The 23,888-nt window shown below is 63.8% G+C and carries 22 protein-coding genes; 11 read left to right on the forward strand and 11 right to left on the reverse strand.

From position 1 onward, the window contains the following. Window positions 1–31: 31 nt before the first annotated feature. Window positions 32–799, forward strand: a complete 768-nt coding sequence (locus tag NKH35_RS09585; RefSeq protein WP_352914279.1) for a metallophosphoesterase family protein — start codon at window positions 32–34, stop codon at window positions 797–799. Here the strand turns inward: NKH35_RS09585 and NKH35_RS09590 are convergent. Together NKH35_RS09590 and NKH35_RS09595 are read right to left on the reverse strand one after the other, a co-directional pair. Beyond that, window positions 796–936: a hypothetical protein gene (locus NKH35_RS09590; protein WP_006206855.1), complete on the reverse strand. Its 141-nt coding sequence runs from the start codon at window positions 934–936 to the stop codon at window positions 796–798. The genes NKH35_RS09585 and NKH35_RS09590 overlap by 4 nt on opposite strands. Before the next feature lie 371 nt (window positions 937–1,307). Then, window positions 1,308–2,006: a type 1 glutamine amidotransferase gene (locus tag NKH35_RS09595; RefSeq protein WP_023681838.1), complete on the reverse strand. Its 699-nt coding sequence runs from the start codon at window positions 2,004–2,006 to the stop codon at window positions 1,308–1,310. An 86-nt stretch (window positions 2,007–2,092) separates the two neighbouring features. On the opposite strand from NKH35_RS09595, the gene NKH35_RS09600 reads away from it, so the two are divergent. From NKH35_RS09600 to NKH35_RS09615, 4 genes are all read left to right on the forward strand, one after another. Next, window positions 2,093–2,740 (forward strand): hypothetical protein, encoded by a 648-nt coding sequence (locus NKH35_RS09600; protein ID WP_023732346.1) that lies wholly within the window; start codon window positions 2,093–2,095, stop codon window positions 2,738–2,740. Between the two features lie 31 nt (window positions 2,741–2,771). After that, a complete protein-coding gene (locus tag NKH35_RS09605) occupies window positions 2,772–3,506 on the forward strand; it encodes a 16S rRNA (uracil(1498)-N(3))-methyltransferase (RefSeq protein WP_023715634.1) in 735 nt (244 codons plus the stop codon). Window positions 3,507–3,620: 114 nt separating this feature from the next. Beyond that, complete coding sequence (locus tag NKH35_RS09610) at window positions 3,621–4,994, forward strand: glutamate--cysteine ligase (protein WP_023732347.1); 1,374 nt, start codon at window positions 3,621–3,623, stop codon at window positions 4,992–4,994. Between the two features lie 90 nt (window positions 4,995–5,084). Further along, window positions 5,085–6,146 (forward strand): DUF937 domain-containing protein, encoded by a 1,062-nt coding sequence (locus NKH35_RS09615; RefSeq protein WP_352914283.1) that lies wholly within the window; start codon window positions 5,085–5,087, stop codon window positions 6,144–6,146. A 232-nt stretch (window positions 6,147–6,378) separates the two neighbouring features. Here the strand turns inward: NKH35_RS09615 and NKH35_RS09620 are convergent, their stop codons facing one another. Next, complete coding sequence (locus NKH35_RS09620; protein WP_023670560.1) at window positions 6,379–6,669, reverse strand: DUF1127 domain-containing protein; 291 nt, start codon at window positions 6,667–6,669, stop codon at window positions 6,379–6,381. A 210-nt stretch (window positions 6,670–6,879) separates the two neighbouring features. Here NKH35_RS09620 and NKH35_RS09625 point away from each other — a divergent pair, with 210 nt between their 5' ends. After that, window positions 6,880–7,836 (forward strand): LysR substrate-binding domain-containing protein, encoded by a 957-nt coding sequence (locus NKH35_RS09625; RefSeq protein ID WP_023670561.1) that lies wholly within the window; start codon window positions 6,880–6,882, stop codon window positions 7,834–7,836. A gap of 6 nt (window positions 7,837–7,842) precedes the next feature. Here the strand turns inward: NKH35_RS09625 and NKH35_RS09630 are convergent, their stop codons facing one another. After that, complete coding sequence (locus tag NKH35_RS09630; protein ID WP_023723354.1) at window positions 7,843–10,041, reverse strand: bifunctional diguanylate cyclase/phosphodiesterase; 2,199 nt, start codon at window positions 10,039–10,041, stop codon at window positions 7,843–7,845. Window positions 10,042–10,132: 91 nt separating this feature from the next. On the opposite strand from NKH35_RS09630, the gene xseA reads away from it, so the two are divergent. Both xseA and NKH35_RS09640 read left to right on the forward strand, forming a co-directional pair. Next, window positions 10,133–11,806, forward strand: a complete 1,674-nt coding sequence (gene xseA / locus NKH35_RS09635) for an exodeoxyribonuclease VII large subunit (RefSeq protein ID WP_023686817.1) — start codon at window positions 10,133–10,135, stop codon at window positions 11,804–11,806. Window positions 11,807–11,814: 8 nt separating this feature from the next. Then, window positions 11,815–12,933 carry a DmpA family aminopeptidase gene (locus NKH35_RS09640; protein ID WP_023710136.1) on the forward strand — a complete coding sequence of 373 codons (1,119 nt, stop codon included), beginning with the start codon at window positions 11,815–11,817 and terminating at the stop codon, window positions 12,931–12,933. A 33-nt stretch (window positions 12,934–12,966) separates the two neighbouring features. Here NKH35_RS09640 and NKH35_RS09645 read toward each other — a convergent pair whose 3' ends face one another. From NKH35_RS09645 to NKH35_RS09675, 7 genes are all read right to left on the reverse strand, one after another. Then, window positions 12,967–13,209: a DUF768 domain-containing protein gene (locus tag NKH35_RS09645; protein ID WP_023670565.1), complete on the reverse strand. Its 243-nt coding sequence runs from the start codon at window positions 13,207–13,209 to the stop codon at window positions 12,967–12,969. Window positions 13,210–13,830: 621 nt separating this feature from the next. Beyond that, complete coding sequence (locus NKH35_RS09650; protein WP_023681847.1) at window positions 13,831–14,724, reverse strand: sugar phosphate isomerase/epimerase family protein; 894 nt, start codon at window positions 14,722–14,724, stop codon at window positions 13,831–13,833. Between the two features lie 66 nt (window positions 14,725–14,790). Next, complete coding sequence (locus tag NKH35_RS09655; RefSeq protein WP_023670567.1) at window positions 14,791–15,729, reverse strand: ABC transporter substrate-binding protein; 939 nt, start codon at window positions 15,727–15,729, stop codon at window positions 14,791–14,793. Window positions 15,730–15,805: 76 nt separating this feature from the next. Then, window positions 15,806–16,798, reverse strand: coding sequence for an ABC transporter permease subunit (locus NKH35_RS09660; protein WP_023701287.1), 993 nt, complete (start codon window positions 16,796–16,798; stop codon window positions 15,806–15,808). Beyond that, on the reverse strand, window positions 16,795–18,291 hold the full coding sequence (locus tag NKH35_RS09665) for a sugar ABC transporter ATP-binding protein (protein ID WP_050587408.1): 1,497 nt from the start codon (window positions 18,289–18,291) through the stop codon (window positions 16,795–16,797). The genes NKH35_RS09660 and NKH35_RS09665 overlap by 4 nt, the downstream gene beginning before the upstream one ends. A gap of 44 nt (window positions 18,292–18,335) precedes the next feature. Beyond that, entirely contained in the window at window positions 18,336–19,715 is a 1,380-nt protein-coding gene (locus tag NKH35_RS09670) for an FGGY-family carbohydrate kinase (RefSeq protein ID WP_023834035.1), read from the reverse strand. Continuing rightward, on the reverse strand, window positions 19,712–20,494 hold the full coding sequence (locus NKH35_RS09675; RefSeq protein WP_352914286.1) for a DeoR/GlpR family DNA-binding transcription regulator: 783 nt from the start codon (window positions 20,492–20,494) through the stop codon (window positions 19,712–19,714). Before NKH35_RS09675 ends, NKH35_RS09670 begins: the two co-directional genes overlap by 4 nt. 193 nt (window positions 20,495–20,687) lie before the next feature. Here NKH35_RS09675 and NKH35_RS09680 point away from each other — a divergent pair, with 193 nt between their 5' ends. From NKH35_RS09680 to NKH35_RS09690, 3 genes are read left to right on the forward strand one after another with little or no spacing between them, the layout of a single operon-like run. Further along, window positions 20,688–21,731 carry a class II aldolase/adducin family protein gene (locus NKH35_RS09680; protein WP_352914288.1) on the forward strand — a complete coding sequence of 348 codons (1,044 nt, stop codon included), beginning with the start codon at window positions 20,688–20,690 and terminating at the stop codon, window positions 21,729–21,731. Further along, window positions 21,715–23,004 (forward strand): FGGY-family carbohydrate kinase, encoded by a 1,290-nt coding sequence (locus NKH35_RS09685; protein ID WP_031204117.1) that lies wholly within the window; start codon window positions 21,715–21,717, stop codon window positions 23,002–23,004. Before NKH35_RS09680 ends, NKH35_RS09685 begins: the two co-directional genes overlap by 17 nt. Then, on the forward strand, window positions 23,001–23,852 hold the full coding sequence (locus NKH35_RS09690; protein WP_023834038.1) for a TIGR01459 family HAD-type hydrolase: 852 nt from the start codon (window positions 23,001–23,003) through the stop codon (window positions 23,850–23,852). The genes NKH35_RS09685 and NKH35_RS09690 overlap by 4 nt, the downstream gene beginning before the upstream one ends. Window positions 23,853–23,888 lie beyond the last annotated feature (36 nt).

Raw genomic sequence — 23,888 nt, forward strand, 5'->3', positions numbered from 1 at the left:
AGCCTCGCTGGATCACGGAGACGAAGCCGCCTTGACCGAGACCGGCATCCACTACCTCGACGCGCGCGCACCCGATGGCATGCGCCTCTATGCGATCGGCGACGTGCATGGCCGGCTCGATCTGCTCGCCGCCATGCATCGCCGCATCGAGAGCGAACTCGAATACAAGCCGACCAGCGATTGGCGCGTCATCCACCTCGGCGACTATGTCGACCGCGGACCAGAGTCCAAGGGCGTCATAGACTTCCTGATCGAGGCACAGAAACGCGATCCGCGGCATCTGATGCTCGCCGGCAACCACGATATCGGCTTCCTCGACTTTCTCGACGAGCCTGACCCGGAAGGGCTGTTCATCCGTTATGGCGGCGTGCAGACGGCACAATCCTATGGTGTCGACTTAGCGGGACACGCAAGCTGGTTCGGCAAGGCCGAGGCGTTACGGCGGGGACACCAGGCACTGGTCAATGCTGTACCGCAAGCCCATGTCGACTTCCTGCGGTCGCTGCAATTGTCACTGATATCAGGTGATTTCTTCTTATGCCATGCCGGCGTCAGGCCTGACGTGCCGCTGGCGAGCCAGAGCCCGCAGGATCTGGTCTGGATCCGCGACGTCTTCCACAACCATCCAGGGCTTTACCCGAAGGTGATCGTGCACGGCCACACACCGGTGCCGCAGGCGGAGGTGATGCCGAACCGCGTCAATGTCGACACACTCGCCTGGCAGTCAGGCATGCTCAGCGCGCTCGCCGTGGACGGCGCGGACAAGCGTATCCTGACTGTGCAGAGAAAAGCGTTTTAGCGAAGCGCGGCGGTGACGCCGTAGCCGTCGACGGCCTGATGGTTGTTGGCTGCATCGGCGGAATAAATGCCGAGACCGCACAAAACGATGGCAGACAGCATGACAAAGGACAGAAGCGCTGCTTTCACGGACGTCATCTCTAGTTGAGCTTCCTGCATCTGGGCACGAGGCGGTTACCAATGGGTTGAAACCGAGAATTCGTCTCAAAGTTTCGACGATTTCGCGCTTGTAGGTCGATTCCGTATCGGCGGTGTGTCGCGCGGATCACACAGAAGGTTCATCGCGGTTGCATTGCCGTTGCATAGCGCGCGCCTTGTAGGATAGCGTTCGGCCACAAACCAAGGACGAAAGAAGTTGTCCCCGGCAGATTCCCCGCCGCGTGCCAATTATGCAACGGATAGAGCGGTTCGCCGCTACGGCGAACCGCTCTATCTTTTTATCTGACGCAATTCCGGACGGAAAACCGCTTCACACTTTTCCTGGAATTGCTGACTGCGCGCGGCCAGTCTCAGATCGTCGCCACCCAGGCGCGGGCAATGGCCAAGCCCGCGGCGTCGGCCTCGGGGCCGTTGCGTGCCATTTCGCTGTCGAGGCGATCCTGCCAGTCGGGATGGCGATCGGCAATCAGCGGCGCGAAGGATGTGCTCCAGTCCCTCACCATCGGCTGGTCGGCCTCGAAATGGAACTGGAAGCCGTAGACGGCGCGGCCGATACGGAACGCCTGGTTCTCGGCAATTTCGCTGCCGGCAAGCCGCACCGCATTTGACGGCAGCGCGAAAGTGTCGTCGTGCCATTCGAAGATGGGGAAATCCTGGGGAAGTGCGCCAAGCACCGGATCGGTTCTGGCGTCCGGCGTCAGCGATACCTTGTGCCAGCCGAATTCCGAGGCGCCGCCGATCTGGTTCTCACCGCCGAAAGAGCGGGCAACCAACTGGCTGCCCAGGCAGATACCGAGAACCGAGCGATCCTTGGCGGCGAAATCGCGGGTCAGTTCGAGCAGCACCGGGAAATACGGGTAGTCATCGTCGGCCAGCGCATTCTGGCCGCCGCCCAGCATCACCATGGCATCGTGTCCGGTCGCGTCGTCCGGCAGCGCATCGCCCTTGTAGGGCCGGCGCAGGTCGAGATCGGCGCCGGCTTCGGCGAGCGCGGCACCAACCTGGCCAAGGCCGGTGTTGTCGTAGTTCTGGACCACCAGCACCCGCATCGCAAAACCCTGCTGACATGAAATGACGCGACGAGCGATATCATGTCGCCAGCATTGCAGCCAAGATGCGTATTCGGGAGAGAGCTATGCCACTGCAGAACCGGGTCGATCCGTTCGGCGCCATCCATGCCATATCCGAGCGCGGTCTGTTCACCGGCAATCGCGGCATCATCCACGATCCTGAGACCAAGACGCTGCTGAAAAAGCGTTGGGCCTTGCCGGCCTGGATCATCTGCGTTTGCGAATTCCGCAATGTGCGGCGCGAGCCGATGGGCAGGAACCGGCCGGGCGGCAGGGCCGGCTGGACCGAGTTGTTCTTCCTCGACGAGGTGACGGCGCTGGCCGCCGGGCACCGTCCCTGTTTCTATTGCCGGCGTGAGCGAGCCACGGATTTTGTCGGGCGTTTCGGCAAAGTCTTCGGTGTAAACGAACCGCGCGCGCCAATGGTGGACAAGCGGCTGCACAAGGAGCGGCTGGCTTCCGGCGGCAAGCCACCTGATGTCACCATGGGAGAGCTTGCCGAATTGCCGGACGGAGCGATGATCGCGGATGGCGGCTCGGCCTATGCGCTGCGCGGCGGCAACGCGCTGCCCTGGTCGTTCGCAGGCTATGGCGATGCGGCGGCCTTCGACAGCCTTGCCGGCCGGTCGCTGCGCCTGCTCACACCGGCCACGACCGTTTCGGTGCTGCGGCACGGTTTTGAACCGGTGTGGCATCGTTCCGCCGAGACTTGACGCCAGGCACCGCCTCCCCCATTCCTCGGCGATGCGCGCCAATTACAAGATGCAGCGGCTGTTCGTGCCGGACGACCTCGCGGCAGGCATCGAATTCGATGCCGGCCAGCAGCAGAGCCATTATCTCACGCATGTGCTGCGGCTCGGCGAAGGCGCCGAGATCCTGGTCTTCAACGGCCGCGACGGCGAGTGGTCGGCGGCGATTGCCACCAGGTCGAAAAGGGCGGTGCGGCTGAAGGTGCTGGCCTCGCAGAGACCGCAACCGCCCCTGCCTGACCTGATCTATTGCTTTGCGCCGCTGAAACAGGGCCGGCTCGACTATCTCGTGCAGAAGGCGGTCGAGATGGGCGCCGGCATCCTGCAGCCGGTGATCACCCAGCACACGCAAGTGGCAAAACCCTCCATCGACCGGCTGCGCGCCAATGTCGTCGAGGCGGCCGAGCAATGCGGCATACTGGCGGTGCCGGAAGTGCGCGAGGCCGAGAAATTCGAGCGCCTGCTCTCCGGCTGGGACAAGGAACGCCGGCTTATCTTCTGCGACGAGGATGCCTCGACCAACAACCCGCTGCCGGCATTGCAGGCAATACCTGAGAGGAAGCTGGCGCTGCTGGTCGGGCCGGAAGGCGGCTTTTCCGATGACGAACGCAAGATGCTGCGGGCGCTCCCCTTCGTCACTGCCATCCCGCTCGGACCGCGCATCCTGCGCGCTGACACAGCAGCTGTAGCGGCGCTTGCGGTGATGCAGGCGACGGTCGGAGACTGGTAAGAAGCGTAAAGATCAATTCCTGTTGACCTGTGGCTCAGGATTTTTCGCTTGATCGGCTGCTGACATTTCGTCCATTTAGCGCCGGCGGGCTCCGAGAGCCGCAGAGGGGGCCCCATGGCGCGCGACACAACCGATTTCCGGCCAATCGAAGGCATCGACGAACTGGTCGAGCATCTGGCCGAAGGCAACAAGCCGCGCGACAAGTGGCGCATCGGGACCGAGCACGAGAAGTTCCCCTTCTATGTCGACGGCAACGCGCCGGTGCCCTATGGCGGCGAGCGCGGCATCCGCGCCATCCTCGAAGGCATGCAGCAAAAGCTCGGCTGGGACCCGATCATCGATGACGGCCGCATCATCGGCCTGGTCGAGCCGACCGGCCAGGGCGCGATCTCGCTCGAGCCGGGCGGCCAGTTCGAGCTGTCGGGCGCGCCGCTGGAAACGATCCACCAGACCTGTCGCGAGGGCAATGCGCATCTGGCGCAGGTCCGCGAGATCGCCGAGCCGATGGGCATCCGCTTTCTCGGCCTCGGCGGCAGCCCGAAATGGTCGCTGGCCGAGACGCCGAAAATGCCGAAATCGCGCTACGAAATCATGACCCGCTACATGCCCAAGGTCGGCACCAAGGGTCTCGACATGATGTATCGCACCTGCACCATCCAGGTGAACCTCGACTTCGAAAGCGAAGCCGACATGCGCCGCAAGATGCAGGTGTCGCTGAAGCTGCAGCCACTGTCGACGGCGCTGTTTGCCAACTCGCCCTTCACCGACAGCCGGCCGAACGGGCTGCAGAGCTGGCGCGGCGACATCTGGCGCGACACCGACAACCAGCGCTCGGGCCTGCTCGAATTCTGCTTCTCGCCCGAGTTCGGCTTTGCCGACTATGTCGAATGGGCGCTCGACGTGCCGATGTATTTCGTCATCCGCGACGGCCACTATCACGACATGACGCACATCACCTTCCGCCGGTTCATGGCCGGCGCTGCCCGCAATGAAGTACCAGACGGACTGCCGACCATGGGCGACTGGGCGAACCATCTGTCGACGCTGTTCCCCGACGTCAGGCTGAAGCGCTTCCTCGAAATGCGCGGCGCCGATGGCGGGCCGTGGCGCCGCATCTGCGCACTGCCGGCCTTCTGGGTCGGGCTGCTCTATGACGAGGCCGCGCTCGACGCCGCCGAGGCGCTGACTTCGAGCTGGACGTATGAAGAAACGCTGGCGATGCGCAATGCGGTGCCGGAACAAGGCATTTCCGCGCCGTTCCGCAACACGACGCTGCGTGAGATCGGCCGCGATGTAATGACGATTTCGCGCCTTGGGCTGAAAAATCGCGGCAGGAAGAACCGCGACGGCTATGACGAGACCTCGTTCCTCAACACGCTGGACGAAGTCGTGGCGCGCGGTACCACCAGTGCTGAGGAAATGCTGTCGGCCTACCACACGCGCTGGGGCGGCTCGATCGAGCCGGTGTTCATGGAATATGCGTATTAGCGTCGCGCCTTGAGCAGCGGCAAAAGCCGCTTCAATCGAACATCGAAACGAACTAGGTTCTCCCTCGAGGATTTCCCGGAGGAGAAACCGATGCCTACCTTGTTCGACATATTGGCGCAGGCGCAGAACGGCAACGGCATGCAGGCGCTTGCCCAGCAGTACGGGCTTTCCATGCAGCAGACGCAGGCGGCTGTCGCCGCTCTGCTGCCGGCCTTCTCGCAAGGGTTGCAACGCAACACCGCCGATCCCTATGGGCTAGGCGCCTTCATGACTGCGATGGCGAGCGGCCAGCACGCGAAATATTTCGAGGACGCGACCAGGGCTTTCTCACCGCAAGGCGTCAATGAGGGCAATGGCATTCTGGGTCATCTGTTCGGCTCGAAGGAGCTGTCGCGCGCGGTGGCCAGCCAGGCCGCGCAGGCGACCGGCGTCAGCCAGCAGATCCTGCAGCAGATGCTGCCGGCCATCGCTTCGATGGTGATGGGCGGATTGTTCAAGCAGACGACAAACCAGTTGACCGGGGGTCAGATGCAGGCCGCCGGTGGCTTCGGCAGCGGCAGCAATCCGCTCGGCGAGATCATCGAACAGATGATGCGGCAGGCGGGCGGCGGGGCACAGCCTGCGCCGCAGCCAGCACCCAATCCTTACGGTGAGAACCCGCTGGGCAAAGTGCTGCAGGACATGTTCGGCGGCGGCGCCCAACAGCCGCAAAGCCAGCCGCAACAGGCGCCCAACTCCTATGGCGACAATCCGCTGGGCAAGGTGCTGCAGGACATGTTCGGCGGTGGCGCGGCACAGCAACCGCAGGGCCGGCCGCAGCAGCCAACACAGCCGCAACAGACGCAGAGCCCTTACGGCGACAACCCGCTGGGCAAGATTTTTGAAGAGATGATGCGGCAAGGCGGTGGTGGCGGCTTCGGCCTGCCCGGTGGGCAGCCGGCGCCGCAGCAGCCGCAAGCACCCCAGCCGCGACAGGCACCGCAGGAGCGCGAGGCGCCGCAACCGCAGGCCAATCCGAGCGGCAGGCCACGCAATCCGTTCGACGATATTTTCGGCAAGATGTTCGAGACCGGCGCCCAGCAGCGCGACGACTATCAGAAGGGCGTGGAAACGATCTTCGACCAGTTCAAGCGGGACATGGACCGGCGGTAGTTGGCGGTAGTTGGGCGCTGACCTTCGCGGCTTCGGAGCAAGGAACGAAGCGAGCGGCGCAGACCGCACGATGACGACGGAGCTTTAAAAGAAAAGCCCGGTCCTGGAGGAGGACCGGGCCAGTGTGCAGGCTGGCCGGCGGGGAACCGGCAGGGAGTGGGGAGCCTGCTATACTCGTTGGTCGCAGCGAGCCTGAGAAAGGTTCACGGCAACCGAAACAATGCGCCCGATATCACGCTATCTGGCGGGCGAGATCTTCGATCGTATCGGCACGATCGCTCGCAATCGCACGCAGCTTCACGGTCGGATCGGCGCCGAACGGCACATCGATGGCGACATGGAGATCCGCGCGCGTCAGGCCGATATCGGCGAGTTCGGCGTCCGACATCTCGCCGAGGCGATAGAAGGCCCGGCGATTTTTCCAGGCCTGGTAGGCATTGAGAAGAGTGTTGGCCACGCGCGTCGCAACGGCCGGACGCGAGGTGATGCGCGAGGTCTCTGTGGCGAAATCAAACGTGGTCATGTCGGTCTCCTTCAGACTCGAACTGGACAAGACCAGGCGATCGGCGCTGGGGACAGCGGCCGTTCCGGTCTCGATTCACATGCCTTCATGTGGACAATGTGAATTGTTCACATGCCTTCATGTGGACAATGTGAATTTGCCACGCACCGATTGATTAATCCAACGAATGTTTCTAATCTTTAGCATCAACGCTAGTGATGGATTGGACCGATGAAAGCGCCACTCGATCTCGACCAGTTGCAGACCTTCATCTCGATTGCCGATACCGGCAGCTTCACCCGTGCGGCCGAGGAAGTGCTGCGCACGCAATCGGCGGTGTCGATGCAGATGCGCCGGCTGGAAGAGCGGATCGGCAAGCCGCTGTTCGAAAAGGACGGCCGCACCAACAGGCTGACCGAGGAAGGCGACAAGCTGCTCTCCTACGCGCGCCGCCTGCTCTATCTCAACCGCGAAACGCTGGCCGCCTTCGATGATCAGCGGCTCGAAGGCACCATCCGTATCGGCACCCCCGACGACTATGCCGACCGGTTCCTGCCCGAAATCATGGCACGCTTCACGCGCTCCAACCCACGCGTCGAGCTGACCGTCATCTGCGAGCCGACACCAGGCTTGGTCGAGCATATCAAGCGCGGCAATCTCGATCTTGCGCTGGTGACGCACAACGACACGCGCGGCCAGTCGGAAGTGGTGCGGCGCGAGCCGCTGCTATGGGTGACCTCGGCCAACCATGCCACGCACGAACAGGAAGTGCTGCCGATGGCCTTCGGCCGGCCGAACTGCATCTGGCGGCGCGCCGCCGTCGATGTGCTCGACCGGCAAAGCCGCGACTATCGAATCCTGTTCACCAGCTTCTCGGCCACCGTCATCACCGCCGCGGTGCTGTCGGGACTGGCGATCTCGGTGCTGCCGGAATGCGCGCTGCGGCCCGGCATGCGGGTGCTGGGCGAAGCCGACGGTTTTGGCGCCCTGCCCGACTGCCGCATCGGCATCATGCGCGGCCAGACCTCGCGGCCCGAAATCGTCGACGCGCTGGCCCGGCACATCTCGGAAAGCCTCGACAATATTTCCGTGCCGCTCGGCGAAGAAACGGGAAGCTTCGATTTTGCCTCGCTCGCCTTCGCCAAGATGAAGCGGAGCAAGCCGAACCAGATCCTGCCTGGCTGGTAGGAACGATCAGGCCGACGCTGCCGCTTCCGTCGTTGCGTTGGCCGACGACAGGCCGGGCAGCGCCACCAATTGCGCCGGCTCCAGCGGCGGCGACAAGAGGTAGCCCTGCAGCTGCTGGCAGCCCATGGCGACCAGCAGCGCCTTTTGCACCTCGGTCTCTACTCCCTCGGCGGTGACCTCGACCTTGAGCGCGCCGGCGAGATCGATCAGCGCCTTGACGATGGCGCCCGAATTGCCGTCGCCGTCGAGAAGCCGCACGAAGGAGCGGTCGATCTTGAGCTTGTCGATGGCATGGCGGCGCAGATAGCTCAGCGACGAATAGCCGGTGCCGAAATCGTCGAGCACAATGCCGACGCCCGACTGGCGCAAGGCTGCCAGAGCCGCTCTGGTGGTGTCGTTGTTTTCCAGGAGAACGTTTTCGGTGATCTCGAGCTGCAGGCGCTTCGGCGCCAGTCCCGTTTCGGCGAGGATCGAGGCAACCTCTTCGGCAAAGCCGGCGTCGCGCAATTGCAGCGGCGAGACATTGACGGCGAGCCACGGCAGTTTGGTCTTCACGGCGAAGCGGCAGGCTTCCAGCAGGGCCCATGCGCCGAGCTGCCCGATCATGCCGCGTTCCTCGGCGATGGCGATGAACTGCGCTGCCGGCAATGCGCCATGGACCTCATGCGCCCAGCGGATCAGCGCCTCGGCGCCGACAATGGTCTTGCCGTCGCTGGCAAAGACCGGCTGGTAGGCGAGCTTGATACCGGTGCCGCCATTCAGCGCGCTGCGCAGCTCGCTCTCGACCTTGCGCTTGCGCAGCAAAAGGTCGTCCATGTCGCCGGCGAAGACCTGGTAGCGGCCACGGCCGTTCTTCTTGGCTTCGTAGAGCGCGATGTCGGCCTTGCGCAGCAGATCGTCTGCGTCGGCATCAGGGCCTGTCGACAAGGCTATGCCGATGCTGGCGCTGATAAAGACCTGATCGTCCATCAGCTTGAACGGCTCCTGCAGTTTCTGCAGCACCCTCTCGGAAATATCCTCGGCGTTCCTTACGTCGCGGACATCGATCAGGATCACCGCGAATTCGTCGCCACCCAGTCTTGCCACCGTGTCGACGTCGCGAACCGTATGCTGAAGCCTGGCCGCCGTCTGGCGCACGAGTTCGTCGCCTGCCGGGTGACCAAGCGTGTCGTTGACATGCTTGAAGCGATCTAGATCGAGATAAAGCAGCGCGACCTTGCTTTCATTGCCGGAGGTAAGCAAGGCACGCCGCAGCCTGTCCTCGAACAGTGCCCGGTTGGGCAGGCCGGTGAGCGTGTCGTGAAAGGCGAGATATTGCGCCTGGGCCTGGCTGGTCTGCAGCGCCGATGACGCACGGCGCAGACGCCGGAGCAGAAAGGCGAGCACGCTCGCCGCAACCAGCGCGGCCAGAGCCAGGGCCGGGCTGGCCTTGCCCACCAGCGTCAGGCCAGGCCGTTCCTGGTCCCAGGCAATATAGCCGAGGATGACACCCTGTTTGTCGATAAGCGGAATGGCAGCCGAGCCAAGCGGCTGAGCCATCGGCAGGAGATGCGCCCCCGCCAGCAGATATTTCTGCGCGATCTTGCCGATCACCGCGTCGTTGATGAACTCTATGGAGACATGCAGATATTCGCTGCCGGATGCCTGGGTGACGCGATCCGAACTCGGCACCAGAGGCATGACGCTGAGTATGGCAGGCTGACCGCCAAGCGAGACCAGATCGTCGGCAACGAATTTTGCGCCGGCCTGGCTTGCGTCCTTGCTCATCATCTGGCGCAACCTGGCGATGGTCGGCCGCAAAGCGGGTTCGTCCTCGCCAAAGACGGCAGGCGACACGACCTTGCCTTCGCGCATGGCGTGGACCGGCCGGTTGGCGTTGTCCAGCACATAGACCCGGTTGTGGCCGTAATACGAGTACATCCAGACGCTGAAATTCTCGGCCATCCAGGTCTGGTTGCCGGCCTTGGCGTTTATAACGGAATCATCCCAGACGGCGACGCTTTCCTGCTCGCGCTTTACCGCGGCGATCTGGTCCTGCAGGCCGTTGGCAAGGAAAACCTTCTCCCGCTCGAGCGAGACCCGGTCGGCCTGCATGGTGGCGTAAAGGCCGAAGCCGACAACGATGGCCAGTGCAAAAACGGCAAGCGTCAGCACCGTCAGGGTGACCTGGAACGTCAACGGGCTGCGTTGTTTGCGGGCGCTCATGCGTCCTCCTTGGCCCAGAGTCAATCAGGCCAGGCTTAAGATCAAGTTATGGAATCTTGACGCGGAGCGACAACAGCCGCTCAATCGGCCGATGAGCGACGCAGAATCCGAATCACGAACCAATGCCACCGAATACACGGTGAGCGAGATTTCCGGCGCGCTGAAGCGCACGGTCGAGGATGTCTTCGGCCATGTGCGGGTGCGCGGCGAAATTTCCGGCTATCGCGGGCCGCACTCTTCCGGCCATGCCTATTTCACCCTGAAGGACGACCGCGCGCGGCTCGATGCCGTGGTCTGGAAAGGCACGATGAGCCGGCTGAAATTCCGTCCCGAAGAGGGGATGGAGGTGATCGCCACCGGCAAACTCACCACCTATCCCGGCAAATCCAACTACCAGATCGTCATCGACAATCTAGAACCCGCCGGCGCCGGGGCGCTGATGGCGCTTTTGGAAGAGCGCAAGCGGCGACTGCAGGCCGAAGGACTTTTCGATGCCGGCCGCAAGCGGCGGCTGCCGTTCATGCCGCGCACCATCGGCGTCGTCACCTCGCCGACCGGATCGGTGATCCGTGACATCATCCATCGCATCAAGGACCGCTTTCCGCTGCATGTGCTGGTCTGGCCGGTAAGAGTCCAGGGCGAGACGGCGGGGGCGGAAGTGACGGCCGCCGTCAACGGCTTCAACGCGCTGGCCTGGGATGGCGCGATTGCCCAGCCCGACCTTCTGATCGTGGCGCGCGGCGGCGGCAGCCTCGAGGACCTCTGGGGGTTCAACGATGAAGGGCTGGCGCGCGCCGTCGCCGCCTCGCGCATTCCGGTGATTTCGGCCGTCGGGCACGAGACCGACTGGACCTTGATCGACCTCGTCGCCGACATGCGCGCACCGACGCCGACAGGTGCGGCGGAGATCGCGGTGCCGGTGAAAGCGGACCTCGAAGCGACACTAGCCAGTCTTGGCGCACGGCTCAAAGCAGCTACCTTGCGCAATTTCGAACGCAAGCGGCAGGCCTCGCGTGCGGCCGCCCGCGCGCTGCCCTCGCCCGACCAGTTGCTGGCGCTGCCGCGACGGCGGCTGGACGAGGCGGCCAGCCGGCTTAGCCGGGGGCTGATGGTCTCCACCGAAAGAAAGCAAGCTCGGTTCTTCGCCGTGAAGCTCACTCCGGCAACGCTGTCGCGGCGAATTGCCGAGGCGCGACGCACCAACGACCGCAACCTTTTGCGCGCTCAAGGGGCGCTGCGCGCATTGGCGAGAGCCCGGCGCGCGGAGTTGAATCGTGCGGCGGATCAGTTGCCAAAATGTGCGAAAGCATCCCTGCAACGGCACAGGCAGCAACTGGCTTTGCTGCAAGGCCGCATTACGATCGAGCCAACGGCACGGCGGCAAACCGTGCAGAGGGATCTGCTGACAGCTTTGACGAGACGCGGCACGCAAGCGGTACTGCTCAGGCTGGAGCGACTGCGCGGCCGCATCGTCCAATCCGAGAGGCTGATGGCAACGCTGTCGCACAAGGCTGTGCTGGCCCGCGGCTTCGCGCTGGTCAAGGATGCCGACGGCGCGGTGATCAAACTGGCAGTTGATGTGGCGCCGGGCGCTGGCCTGCAGCTGGAGTTCGCCGACGGCATCGTAAATGCAGTCGCGACCGGCGACGCCGAGCGGGTGCAGGCCGTTGCCAAACCAGCGGCCACGCCGCCCGCCAGCAAACCCGCTGCAAAGCCGACGGCCAGCAAACCGAAAGAGCCGGGCAATCAGGGCTCGCTTTTTTAGAGGACCGCATGACCGGACATGACCCGCATCTTCAAACGCCGGCGGGCAAGCCGCGCGCGCGTGCTTTCGGCATTGCCTTCGAGGGCACGCCGGGCGGCTTCAACGCCATCACCGATGTGCTCGGCGTATCGGTCGGCTATGCGACGCTGATTTCCGGCGAGGGTCTGCTCAAGGTTGGCACGGGGCCGGTGCGCACCGGCGTCACCGCCATCCTGCCGCGGCCGTTGGCTGAGCTCGCCACGCCGGTGTTTGCCGGTGTCTTCAGCCAGAACGGCAATGGCGAGTTGACGGGGTCGCACATTATCGAGGAAGTCGGCGCCTTCAACCTGCCGGTCACGATCACCAACACGCATTCCTGCGGCGTTACCCGCGACGGCACGCTGCGCTGGATGCAACGCGTGCTGTCGGCGGCGCTCGACAGCGGCTGGGGCCTGCCGGTTGCGGCGGAGACCTATGATGGTTTCCTCAACGACATCAACGGTCATCACGTCGGCTTCGAACATGTCGAAGCCGCGCTCGACGGTGCCGCCGGTGGAGCGATCGAGGAAGGCAGTGTCGGCGGCGGCACCGGCATGATTGCCTTTGGCTTCAAGGCCGGCTCGGGCACGGCATCGCGCATCGTCGAGTGGCAGGGCATCAGGCATACGGTCGGCGTATTCGTGCAGGCGAATTTCGGCAAGCGGCGCAATTTCACACTGCGCGGCGCCCGCGTCGGGCCCGATCTGGTAGAGCCGGCGATGCGCGAAGGCACGCCGCGTGCCGAAAAGGGCTCGATCATCGCCATCGTCGCCACCGATGCGCCATTTCTGCCGCACCAGATGAAGCGGCTGGCAAAGCGCGTGCCGCTCGGCATCGCCATGACAGGCGGCTTCGGGTACCACAGTTCGGGCGACATTTTTCTGGCCTTCACCACCGCCAATCCGCAAGCAGCACTTGCACCATCGGGACGAACCGCAAACGTCGCTTACATCCCGGACGTCGATATCGATCCGTTCTTCGATGCGGTGGCGCAAGGCGTAGAGGAGGCGATCCTCAATGCAATGGTCGCCAATGAGGATATGAGCGGACGCGACGGCAATTTCGTGCCGGCGCTGCCGAAGGCCTGGCTGAAAGATCGATTTGGATAGAGGACAAGGCCTGGCGGCACCAGGCCTGTTGCGTCACGGTTTGGCCGCGTTGCTCTGGTCGGCCTCGGCCGCCTCTTCGAGCCGCGATGCGATCAGTTCCTGGATGTCGCCGACTTCTTCCTGGATATCTTCCAGCGGAATGCCGACCTCAGCGGCCTTGGCCGCGCACTCCTTGGCGAGGGTCTCGGCCTGCTTCTCGATCTTTACCGGCGAGTGCTGGCAGTGGACCTTTTCACCGATCCATCCGCGCAAGAACTCGATCGCATGTTCACTCATACTGCTTTTCCCTGGCGGCTATGCCGGTTGGTAACCGTAAACGTCCGCACCCGGTAAAGGATGCATGCTGCCATTCGAACCGAATCGGCTTCGCCCGGCAAGTTGATCTTGTCGGAGGTCCGAAGAGCCGAATGAAGGGAAGGGTTCAATGAGCACGTTCTGATTGTTTGATAGAGTGGTACGTTGGCCGGGATCGGCTTCGGCTCTATGCTATTGTTCTTACGATCTTTTCCTGCTGTCGACGGCCGATTTGTATCACAATAGGGATCACAACGCGTAACACATTTTCTGCTGCTTCGTGGTACACCGCCACAGCTACACGGTCGAAGCCGCCGCTATATAGTGACATCATTATGCGATGTCGACTCTATCAGCCATCCTGCTTCCTTCCGCCGCGCTGTGTCAAACGTCATCCCCGTCCAGTATGGAGATCGGATGGCCCCGGAGGGCGTATGAAGATGTTGATTTTATTGCGTTTCGTGAGCCAAAATCAGAAAGCTCTCGTCAGCGTCACCCCGCTCGACTGCCTCCGCCACACTCAGCGCCTCCGACGTCGATTCCTTGCACGTAACGCGCGGGCCGGATGAACGACAACATTGGCGCTTTGGCAGCGCGCTCCTGCTAAGGACGATGTCTCGATGCGACAAGCTCTGCCTTGCGCTGCGCCGTCTCCAGCCCGATTGAGATGAAGGCGCGCGCATGCCGGGCCAGTTCCATATTGTCGGCCCACAGATTGCGCCAGATCGCGGTCTTCCGTGAGAGGTTCTCGTCGACGATCTTCGACGAGAAGGATTCAAAGCTGAGGTCGTCCCTATAGCCGATTGCGGTCAGCGCATCGAAGATGGCGGCAAAGTCGATATTACCGGTGCCGAGGAAACCGCGATGGCTCTCGCCGATATGGACATAGCCGATCTTGTCAGCGGCATGGCGGATAGCCAGTCCGACATCGGCCTCCTCGATGTTCATGTGGAAGGTATCGAGATGCAGGAAGATGTTGTCGGAGCCGGTGTCCGCGATGAAGGCCAGGCCTTGTGAAGCGGTGTTGAGCAGATTGCTTTCGAAGCGGTTGACGATCTCCAGATTGAGCGTGACGCCGGCTGCCTTGGCCGTCTCCGCAACCTTCGCAAGTGTCCCCGCGCTGCGGTTCCACTGATCGCGCGTCGGCGCCTGCGTCTGCAAGCCGTGGCTGGTGCTGAGGATGCCGCCAATCTTCTGGCCGCCGAGATCGCGGGTGAGCGCGATCGTCTCGTTGAGGATCTCGACGCCGCGCGCGGCAACCGCCTTGTCGGCACTCGAAATGTCGCCGTCGGCCGGCAGGCCGATGCTGATCGCGACGCCGAGCTTGAGGTCGGCGATGCGCCTGGCCAACCCGCCAACGTCGACATTGGCCGGGTCAAGATAGGAGAACTCGATCAGGTCGAAGCCGGCCTCTCTGGTGTTGGCCAGCGTGCGTTCGAGGTCGCCTTGCGCCGAACTCGCCGACCAGACGAAGGAATGAATACCGATGCGCGACATGATCGTCTCCCGTTTCTGGAATTGAGCTGCGGCCGGGTTGCCCCGGCCGCATCGGCCTTGGGAGGCTTAGCGGGCTGCGGTCCAGCCCTTGTAGTCTTTCAGGTTCTCGGCCGTGATCAGCTTCGGGTCGAGCAGCACGGTCGGCTCCGCCGGCTTCTTGCCGGCAAGCAGCTCAGCCGCCATCGTCAGCGACTGGCCAGCCATCACGTAGGGATCCTGCGAAGCCGAGGCCTTGATCATCGAGGTGCCGGAAGCGAGTTCCTTCTCGATATCGGGAGCGCCATCCACTGCGGTGAAGATGAACTCCGAGCGATTGAGCTGCTTGGCCGCAAGCTGGGCGCCGATCGCCGTCGGATCGTTGATGGCAAACACCGCATCGATCTTGTCGAAGCGGGTGAGCAGCGACTGGAAGACCTTCAGGCCGCCGTCGCGCGAGCCTTCGGCATTCTGGTCGTCGGAGAGGATCTTGATGTCGGGGTGTTTTGCAAGGACGTCCTTGCAGCCCTTCACCCGCTCCAGGATCGACGACGACGCCGGGCCGTTGAGGATAACGTAGTCGCCCTTGCCGCCGGTGTGGTCGACCAGATACTGGCAGGCCTCTTCGCCGGCCTTGACGTTGTTGGTCATCACGGTGACGTCGGCGCCTGGCGCCGAGACGTCGAAGGCGGCAACGACGATGCCCGCTGCTTGCGCCTTCTTCACCGCCGGGCCGATCGCCTTGGCATCGACCGCATTGAGCATGATCACGTCGACCCCGGCGGCGATGAAGGAATCGACCTGAGAGACCTGCTTGTTGAGGTCGTAGTCGGCCGACACTGAGGTTACCTCGACCTTCGGGTTGATCTTCTTGGCTGCGTCCTCGATGCCCTTGATGGTGGCGACGAAGAAGGGGTTGCCGAGCAGGCCGACCGAGATGCCGACCTTGTTGAGGTCCTTGGCCGATGCGGGCGCGATGGCGGCGGCCGCGAGTGCGACGCCGCAGAGCAGTTTAGCGATGGTCTTCATTGCTTTCCTCCAATTGCCCCGCGCCTCTCACGGTGCGTTACACAAACCGGTCGTTTACGCCGGCGACCAAGGTCAATCACGTTCTCGCTCCTGCCTGGAGCCTGTAGCGGTCGAGGGCGACTGCCACGATGATGACCAATCCCTTGATGATGTACTGCCAGATGTCCGAGACACCGGCCAAGATAAGCCCGTTGGAGAGCACCGCTATGATCAGGCCGCCGATCAGCGTACCCCAGATCGAGCCGACGCCGCCGACGAAGCTGGTGCCGCCGAGAATGACCGCGGCAATGGCGTCGAGTTCGTAAGACTGCCCAAGCTGCAGCCCGTTGGCCGCATAGAGCCGGGCCGCTGACATGGCGCCGCCAAGGCCGGCCAGCAGGCCGGAAACGCCATAGACAAAGAGCAGCACCAGCGGCACCTTGATGCCGGTCAGCCGCGCCGCTTCGGCATTGCCGCCAACGGCATAGATCCAGGTGCCGAGCACGGTGCGCTTGAGAACCAGCCAGGACAGCACCACGATCGACAAGGCGATGATGACCAGCCACGGAATGCCGAACAGCGAACCGTTGCCGATGAAGTCGAACGGCAGGTCCGAGTTGAACACCGTGGTGTCCTGGCCGAGCAGGCGGGCGACGCCGCGCACAGCGGTCAGCGACCCCAGCGTGACGATGAAGGGCGGCAGTCTGATATAGGCGATCAGCAGCCCGTTGATGACGCCGAAGCCGAGGCCGACGAGAATGGCCGCCGGCACGCCCAGCAGTCCCCAATCGGGCACCAGCGACACCATCACCGCCACCATCGCCGAGGCGGCAAGTATCGAGCCGACGGACAGGTCGATCCCGCCGGTCAGGATGACGAAGGTCATGCCCGCTGCCAGCACGATGTTGATCGACGATTGCTGCATGACGATCAGCAAATTGGTCTGGGTGAAGAAGCGCGCGTTCATCAACTGGAAGCCGACCGCCAGCAGGATCAGGATCGGCAGCATGCCAAGGGCGGCGAAGGCGGTGCGCAACCGCCGGCTCCTGCCGACAACCTGGCCACTGATCTCGGTCGCCTTGTCGGTCATCCCTTGGCCGCTCCCGTTGCAAGTTCCATGATTGCTTCCTGGCGCAGCGGCTGGTCTTTGGACGCCGTAACCTCGCCGGCAATCGTGCCGTCGCGCATTACCAGCACGCGGTCGGCAACGCCGATCACCTCCGGCAGTTCGCTGGAGATCATCAGGATGGCGATGCCCTTTTTGGCGAGATTGTCGATCAGCCGGTAGATTTCCGACTTCGCTCCGACATCGACGCCGCGCGTCGGTTCATCCAGGATGACCACTTGCGGCTCGGTCTCGAGCAGGCGGGCAAGCAACACTTTCTGCTGGTTGCCGCCCGACAGCGAACCGGCATTGGCCTGTACCGACCTGGTGCGGATGGAGAGATCCGAAACGGCCGTGGCAGCACGTCTCTCGGCGGCTTTGAAATCGCGCAAGCCGCCGGGCCGCGCATCCCTGGCCAGCACGCCCATGCTGATGTTGTCGGATATCGACATGTCGAGAAACAGGCCGAGTTCCTTGCGGTCTTCGGTGAGATAGGCGATGCCGGCATTCAGTGCCTCGCTTGGCGAGCCGATGGTTACTGGCTTGCCGTCGAGTTCCAGCGTGCCGGCGATGCGTCTGTCGGCGCCGAAGATCAGTCGCGCGAGTTCGGTGCGGCCCGAGCCGACAAGGCCAGCCAGAGCCAGCACCTCGCCCTTGTACAGTTCGAAGGAGCAGTTCTTCAGGAGATTGCCGTCCGCCATGCCGCGCACCGACAAGGCGACCGCGCGCTTGCTGTCCGGCGGGCGATGATCCTTCCTGTAAAAAGCCGACAGGTCGCGGCCAACCATCATCGAGACGAGGCGCGAGGCGTTCAGCTCGGCGCGCTCGAGTGTGCCGACATAGCCGCTGTCGCGCAGCACGCTGACACGGTCGGCCAACTGGTAGACCTCTTCCATGCGGTGGCTGATGTAGATGATGGCGATGCCTTGCGACTTCAGCGTCGCGATGACCTCGAACAGACGGTCGGTCTCGCGCGAGGTCAGCGAGGTGGTTGGCTCGTCCATGACGATGATGCGCGCGCTGGTCGAAAGCGCGCGGGCGATTTCGACCAGCTGACGCTCGCCGAGCGACAGGCTGGAAACCTGGGCCCGTGCGGAGAAGGACACGCCGAGACGCTTGATGATCTCATTGCTGCGCCGGTAGCATTGGTCGCGGTCGACGATGCCGAAACGCCTCGGCTCATTGCCGAGGAAGATGTTCTGCGCGACCGTCAGGTTGGGCGCCAGCGACAGTTCCTGATAGATAACCGCAATGCCGTGAGCCCGCGCCTTGATCGGGTCGCCGGTGGCGACCGGCACGCCGTCAATCAGTATCTCGCCGCCGGCATCAGGCCGATAGGCGCCGGACAGCACCTTCATCAAAGTCGACTTGCCGGCACCGTTTTCACCCATCAGCGCATGGACTTCGCCGGCATGGACGGTCAGCGACACGTCCTGCAAGGCGCGGACTGGCCCGAACGTCTTCGAGATGTGCCGCATTTCCAGCACTGGCTGGCGCGTGACTTCGGCCTGAGCAGCGACGATCACCGTGCGCCTCCCGCTGCCGCGCGGGGGATGCCCTGCTCGCCGATGAGGCCACGCCATGTGTCGCGATATCGGGCAAGTCCGGTGAAGCTTGCGGCACGCACGGGCTCCGGCACTTCCGCGGCAAATTCGCGGCCGACGGTCTCGAAGGCAAGCGCCGCCGCCCCGGTGGCGCTGCCCTCCAGTGTGGCGCCTTGCAGGAAGGCCTGGCTGGGACGCAGTTGCGCCACTAGCCCGGCGAGCAGGCCGCCAGCGTTCAGTCCGCCATCGACGATCACGGTGTTGTCCGAATTGATCTGGTCGAGGCAGAGGTCGACCATCAGCGCGACGTAGAGCAGCGCCACGGCTGCGCGTTCCTCGGCGCTTGGCATGCGGCCGACCAATTTGCCGGCGCGGCCGGGCATTGGGCCGCCCGGCGCGAAGCTCGGCAGCGCCATGCTGCCGGCGTTGATCACCCGCTGCACTGCCGCCGGCGCGATCGCGCCTTGCCAGCCGTCGCTGATCGTGGCGAATTCGCGCCCGCCCATAAAGCGGATGGTCGGCACAGGGCCGCCGTCGACATCGACATTGACCAGCATGTCGCGCTGGCCATCGAGCGCGTCGAGCAGGCAATCCGGATTAAGCACGACGACCCAGGTGCCGGTCGAGACGACGGTGACCGGGCCAAGCTCCTGCCGACGATAGGCATGGAGCGCGGCATTGCTGTCATGGACACCATTGTGGATGGCGATCCGCCGCTTCGTATCGCCGAGGCGTTGCTCGCCGATAACCGAGCCCGCCCGCTCGAAAGCGGGCATCCGGTCGCGCCAGCCCTCGATGTCGACCAGCGAACTGAAGTCGCGCTTGCGCGGCGCCCATAAATGCGAGTGGCAGCCGAGATAGGACACTTCCGAGACCGCCCGGCCGCCAAACCGCCAGCTCCAGTATTGTGGATAGCCGAGGATCGATTTCGCCGCCGTGAATGCACCGGGTTGCACCGCCTGTAGCCACAGCATGTGGCGGCCGTAGTTGAAGCCGAGCGGCAATCGCGGCGAGAAGGTCTCGGTGAAATCCGGAACGAGGCGATCAATTTGCGCGGCAATATCAGCCGGCGGCTCTTGCTCGTAGTCGAGTATCGGATGCGTCAGCGCCGCCTCGTCGACCAGGGCAAAGGTGCAGCCATGGCCCGACACCATCACGCCCTCTACGCCATGGATGTCGGCGGCCTCGCTAACGGCGCGAACCGCCCAATCGTGAAGTGCTGCCTCATCAAGCACGCTGAAGCCATCTTTGCGCATCCAGTTCGGCCGGGTCCGGCGCTCGTCGACGATGCGCCCGTCCTGAGCGAAGACGAACAGCTTCGAATTGGTCTTGCCGAAATCGAGGACGGCCATCTTCACTGGACGGCTCCCGAAGCCGAGGCGATGCGCACCATGACGCCCGCGTCTTCCAGCATGCGCGCGTCGACGTCGGACAGGCCGTCATCGGTCACCAGCGTGCCGATGCGCGACAAGGGCAGCGCGATGTTACGGGCGTGGATCGACAGTTTGCGGCTGTCGGCCAGCACCACGATCTGGTCGGCACACAGGCTGAGATCGGCGATGGAGCGGACCAGCAGCGGGTGCGATTCCAGCACGCCCTCCTGGCCAAGGCCTTGGGCGCCGAGAAAGAACTTCGATGCGTAGAACGGCTCCGCCTGGGTCGGTGAATGGATGATCCCCGGCTCACGATGCAGATCGCCGCCGGCAACGGTCAGGCTGCAATGGCCGTGGTCGCTCAGATAGGCCGCGAGCGGCATCGAATTCGTATAGAGACGGATGCTGCGCTCGGCGAGCTTGACCCCGAGGTGGAAGCAGGTCGAACCGCCATGCACGATGACCGCATCGCCGTCGCGCACCATCGTGGCCGCGAGAGCGGCGATCTGCCGCTTGGCCTCGACCGCGAGGTCGCGGTTCTCGTCATAGGGCCTGGCATAGGCAACACCCGCCTGTGAAGCACCGTCGAGCGCCGAGATGCCGCCATAGACCTTCCGTGCTTCACCGGCCTCGTCGATCTTGTCGATGTCGCGCCGCACTGTCGCCGCCGACACGCCGAGCTGCTCCTGCAGTTCGCGCACCGACGCGAAGGGGCGATCCCGCAGCAACTCCACGATCTGACGCTGGCGGCCGGAGTCGCTCAATCGTTTTTCCTCCCAGGAGCCGTTTTTGCCACGGCATTTGACGTAACTTACTCAACATCTTTCCGATTGCAAGAACCTTTGATGACATTAGATCACTATTGACGTAAGTCGCTCGCATCTGCGATACACATCAACATCCCACGACGGGTATCCGAAGCTGCGAGGCTGGCGGAGCTGATAGAGGAAATGCGCCATGGCGACCTATGCGGATGCGCAGGAAATGGCTGCCTTGCGGGCGCTTTCAGCCAGCATCGGGCGCAATCCAAATCTGACCCAGGCCGCCGGCGGCAACACCTCGTTGAAAGCCGGCGACACGCTGTGGATCAAGGCTTCCGGCACATGGCTGAAGGATGCGCTCTCCGAAGATATCATGGTGCCGGTGGCGATGACGCCGCTGCTCAGGGCTGTCGAACAGCGCGACAGCGCCGCCGACCAGCCGCAGATCTTCGCCATCGAGACACTCAACGCCCGGGGCCTGCGCCCTTCGATTGAAACTACCGTTCATGCTTTGATGCCGCAGCGCGTCGTTCTGCATGTCCATTGCGTCGAAACCATTTCGCTGGCGGTACAGGCCGATTGCGAGGTGGAAGGCGCCAGACGCCTTGATGGTCTCAAATGGGTGTATGTTCCTTATTTCCGGCCAGGCCTGCCGCTTGCCCAGGGTATTGCCGAGCGGCTTCGGGCTGGGGTCGACGTGCTGATCCTTGCCAATCACGGGCTGGTCGTCGCGGCCGATACCGTCGCCGAGGCCGAAGTGCTGCTGCGCCGCGTCACGCTGCTTCTGGCGCGGCCGGCGCGCCAAGTGGCGGAACCGGATGTTGCGGCATTGGCGGCGCTGGCCGGGAAAACCGGTTACAGGCTGCCGGCGGAAATCGAGGCGCATGCGGTCGCCCTCGATCCCGAAAGCCGCCGCATGGCGTCGGGGGGCAGCCTCTACCCCGATCACGTCATCTTTCTGGGGCGGGGGGCGGTGGTGGCAAAGCCCGGTGAGGATGTGCCGCGCGTCATCGAGCGGTGCGGTACAAACCCCGTGGCGATCCTGTTTCCCGGGCTGGGCGTGCTGATGCGCGGCGATGCCAGTGCGGGCGCCGACGCCATGCAACGCTGCCTTGCCGACGTGACGGCACGCATCGACATTGCAGCGCGGCTGAACTACCTCACCGCCGCCGAGAACGATGAACTGGTCAACTGGGACGCCGAGAAGTATCGCCAGAAACTCAATGCCGCCAGCCGCTGACACGCCGCTTGCCATAGGCATCGACATCGGCACGTCCGGCGCGCGCGCGGTCGCCATGCGTCCGGATTTTTCCATTGCCGCGCGTTCCGCCGTTTCGCTCGAGTTGTTTGGCCGGAATGCCCGCGACCCTGCAGTGTGGTGGTCAGCGGTCGGCGCAGCGCTGGCGGAGCTGCTTTCGGGCATCGACCGAACAGCGGTCCGATCGATCGCTGTTGACGGCACTTCAGGTACGTTGCTGCCGGTCGACGCCGCCGGGCGGCCGCTGGCCGAGCCGCTGATGTACAACGATACGGTCGCCGACAACGCCATTCTGGTCGCGATCGCTCGCGAAGCCCCAGCGACCAGTGCCGCACTTGGGGCGACGTCCGGTCTCGCCAAGGCGCTCTGGTTCCAGCGCACGCCCGGTGTTGCCGCGGTGCTGCATCAGGCGGACTGGATCGCGGGACAATTCTCTGGTCGCTTCGATGTCAGCGACGAGAACAATGCCTTGAAAACCGGTTACGACGCCACGGCCCGCTGCTGGCCGGACTGGATTGCGGCGACCGAAATGCGCATGGAGTTGCTGCCCGGTGTCGCCAGGCCGGGCGATGTCGTCGGCAAGCTCACCGCGGATGCCGCGGATATGTTCGGCTTACCGCGCGAAATCGCCGTCGTCGCCGGAACGACCGATGGCTGCGCCTCGTTCCTGGCGACAGGTGCTGCCGCAATAGGCGACGGCGTCACCGTGCTGGGGTCGTCGTTGACCGTCAAGATCCTGTCCGACCGGCCTATCTCGGCGCCACGCTTCGGCATCTACAGCCATCGGCTTGGAGATGTCTGGCTGGCGGGCGGCGCATCGAACTCCGGCGGCAAGGTGCTGACACAACATTTCCCTCTGGCGCGCATCGTCGAGCTGAGCATGGCGATCGACCCGATGACCGAGACCGGCCTCGACTACTATCCTCTTGCCACTGCAGGCGAACGCTTTCCGATCGCCGATCCGGCACTGCCGCCGCGTCTTGTGCCGCGACCGGTGGAGGACGCCGACTATCTGAAAGCCATGTTGGAGGGTATCGCCGCGATCGAGGCGCTCGGCTATGACAGGCTCGCAGAGCTCGGCGCGCCGCGGCTGACGTCGGTCAGAAGCGTCGGCGGCGGTGCGGCGAATGCCGCCTGGACGGCGATCCGGCAGCGCAGACTTGGTGTTGATTTCCTGCCGGCGCTTTCGCACGAAGCCGCCGCCGGCACGGCGCGGCTGGCGCTGACGGGCGCAAGCGCGGCGGGGCTTCTATGAGCGCGAAAACAGTCGAACACCTCAACGGCGTCAACCAGCTGGCCGAGCGCTATGATTTTTTCCTGCTCGATCAGTTCGGCGTGCTCCATGACGGCGCCAGCCCCTATCCAGGGGCGGTGGAAGCACTGTCGGCGCTGAAGCGCGCCGGCAAGACCATTGTGCTGATCTCGAACTCCGGCAAGCGGGCGGGGCCTAACGAGAGCCGGCTGCTAAAGCTCGGCTTCCAACCGGGAAGCTGGGACCATTTTGTTTCTTCCGGCGAGGTCGCGTGGGAGTTCTTCCACGACATGGCGGTATCCGGAAAGCTACTGCCAAACACGAAATGCCTGTTGATAAGCCGCGACGATGACCGCTCGGCGATCGAAGGTCTGCCCTTCGCATTGACCAAGGACGGTGACGATGCCGGGCTGGTGCTGATTTCGGCCAGCGAGGGCGACCGCTACGATCTTGAGCACTATCGCCGGCTTCTTGCGCCGGCTGCGGTGCGGCAGGTGCCATGCTTTTGCACCAACCCTGACAAGATCATGCTAACGGCAGTGGGGCCGCGCTTCGGCGCCGGCCGGCTGGCGGATCTCTACGAGGACCTCGGTGGTAGCGTCACGCGTATCGGCAAGCCTTACCCCACTATATTCGGCGCTGCGCTAGCGGTGGCAGGCAATCCAGACCGCAGCACTGTGGTCTGCGTCGGCGACAGCGTCGAACACGACATCGCCGGCGGACTTGCTGCCGGCGTGGCCACGGTGCTGGTTCTGTCAGGAATATTGGCGGACACACCTGACCTGTTCGACCTATTAGACACGATGGACGCCTACCCGGATTACACCATGGATGGCTTCAGGTTTCGCTGATTTGATTAACCCGGCAGCGCTCGCGCCCGAATCCGG

It is taken from the genome of Mesorhizobium sp. M1143, assembly GCF_040318435.1.
Lineage (GTDB): Bacteria > Pseudomonadota > Alphaproteobacteria > Rhizobiales > Rhizobiaceae > Mesorhizobium.

What these genes read in the sequence shown, in the direction of transcription:
- NKH35_RS09590 (WP_006206855.1), bottom strand. Translation starts at nt 936, where the DNA reads ATGACGTCCGTGAAAGCAGCGCTTCTGTCCTTTGTCATGCTGTCTGCC.
- NKH35_RS09595 (WP_023681838.1), bottom strand. Translation starts at nt 2,006, where the DNA reads ATGCGGGTGCTGGTGGTCCAGAACTACGACAACACCGGCCTTGGCCAG.
- NKH35_RS09600 (WP_023732346.1), top strand. Translation starts at nt 2,093, where the DNA reads ATGCCACTGCAGAACCGGGTCGATCCGTTCGGCGCCATCCATGCCATA.
- NKH35_RS09605 (WP_023715634.1), top strand. Translation starts at nt 2,772, where the DNA reads ATGCGCGCCAATTACAAGATGCAGCGGCTGTTCGTGCCGGACGACCTC.
- NKH35_RS09610 (WP_023732347.1), top strand. Translation starts at nt 3,621, where the DNA reads ATGGCGCGCGACACAACCGATTTCCGGCCAATCGAAGGCATCGACGAA.
- NKH35_RS09615 (WP_352914283.1), top strand. Translation starts at nt 5,085, where the DNA reads ATGCCTACCTTGTTCGACATATTGGCGCAGGCGCAGAACGGCAACGGC.
- NKH35_RS09620 (WP_023670560.1), bottom strand. Translation starts at nt 6,669, where the DNA reads ATGACCACGTTTGATTTCGCCACAGAGACCTCGCGCATCACCTCGCGT.
- NKH35_RS09625 (WP_023670561.1), top strand. Translation starts at nt 6,880, where the DNA reads ATGAAAGCGCCACTCGATCTCGACCAGTTGCAGACCTTCATCTCGATT.
- NKH35_RS09630 (WP_023723354.1), bottom strand. Translation starts at nt 10,041, where the DNA reads ATGAGCGCCCGCAAACAACGCAGCCCGTTGACGTTCCAGGTCACCCTG.
- xseA (WP_023686817.1), top strand. Translation starts at nt 10,133, where the DNA reads ATGAGCGACGCAGAATCCGAATCACGAACCAATGCCACCGAATACACG.
- NKH35_RS09640 (WP_023710136.1), top strand. Translation starts at nt 11,815, where the DNA reads ATGACCGGACATGACCCGCATCTTCAAACGCCGGCGGGCAAGCCGCGC.
- NKH35_RS09645 (WP_023670565.1), bottom strand. Translation starts at nt 13,209, where the DNA reads ATGAGTGAACATGCGATCGAGTTCTTGCGCGGATGGATCGGTGAAAAG.
- NKH35_RS09650 (WP_023681847.1), bottom strand. Translation starts at nt 14,724, where the DNA reads ATGTCGCGCATCGGTATTCATTCCTTCGTCTGGTCGGCGAGTTCGGCG.
- NKH35_RS09655 (WP_023670567.1), bottom strand. Translation starts at nt 15,729, where the DNA reads ATGAAGACCATCGCTAAACTGCTCTGCGGCGTCGCACTCGCGGCCGCC.
- NKH35_RS09660 (WP_023701287.1), bottom strand. Translation starts at nt 16,798, where the DNA reads ATGACCGACAAGGCGACCGAGATCAGTGGCCAGGTTGTCGGCAGGAGC.
- NKH35_RS09665 (WP_050587408.1), bottom strand. Translation starts at nt 18,291, where the DNA reads ATGCGGCACATCTCGAAGACGTTCGGGCCAGTCCGCGCCTTGCAGGAC.
- NKH35_RS09680 (WP_352914288.1), top strand. Translation starts at nt 20,688, where the DNA reads ATGGCGACCTATGCGGATGCGCAGGAAATGGCTGCCTTGCGGGCGCTT.
- NKH35_RS09685 (WP_031204117.1), top strand. Translation starts at nt 21,715, where the DNA reads ATGCCGCCAGCCGCTGACACGCCGCTTGCCATAGGCATCGACATCGGC.
- NKH35_RS09690 (WP_023834038.1), top strand. Translation starts at nt 23,001, where the DNA reads ATGAGCGCGAAAACAGTCGAACACCTCAACGGCGTCAACCAGCTGGCC.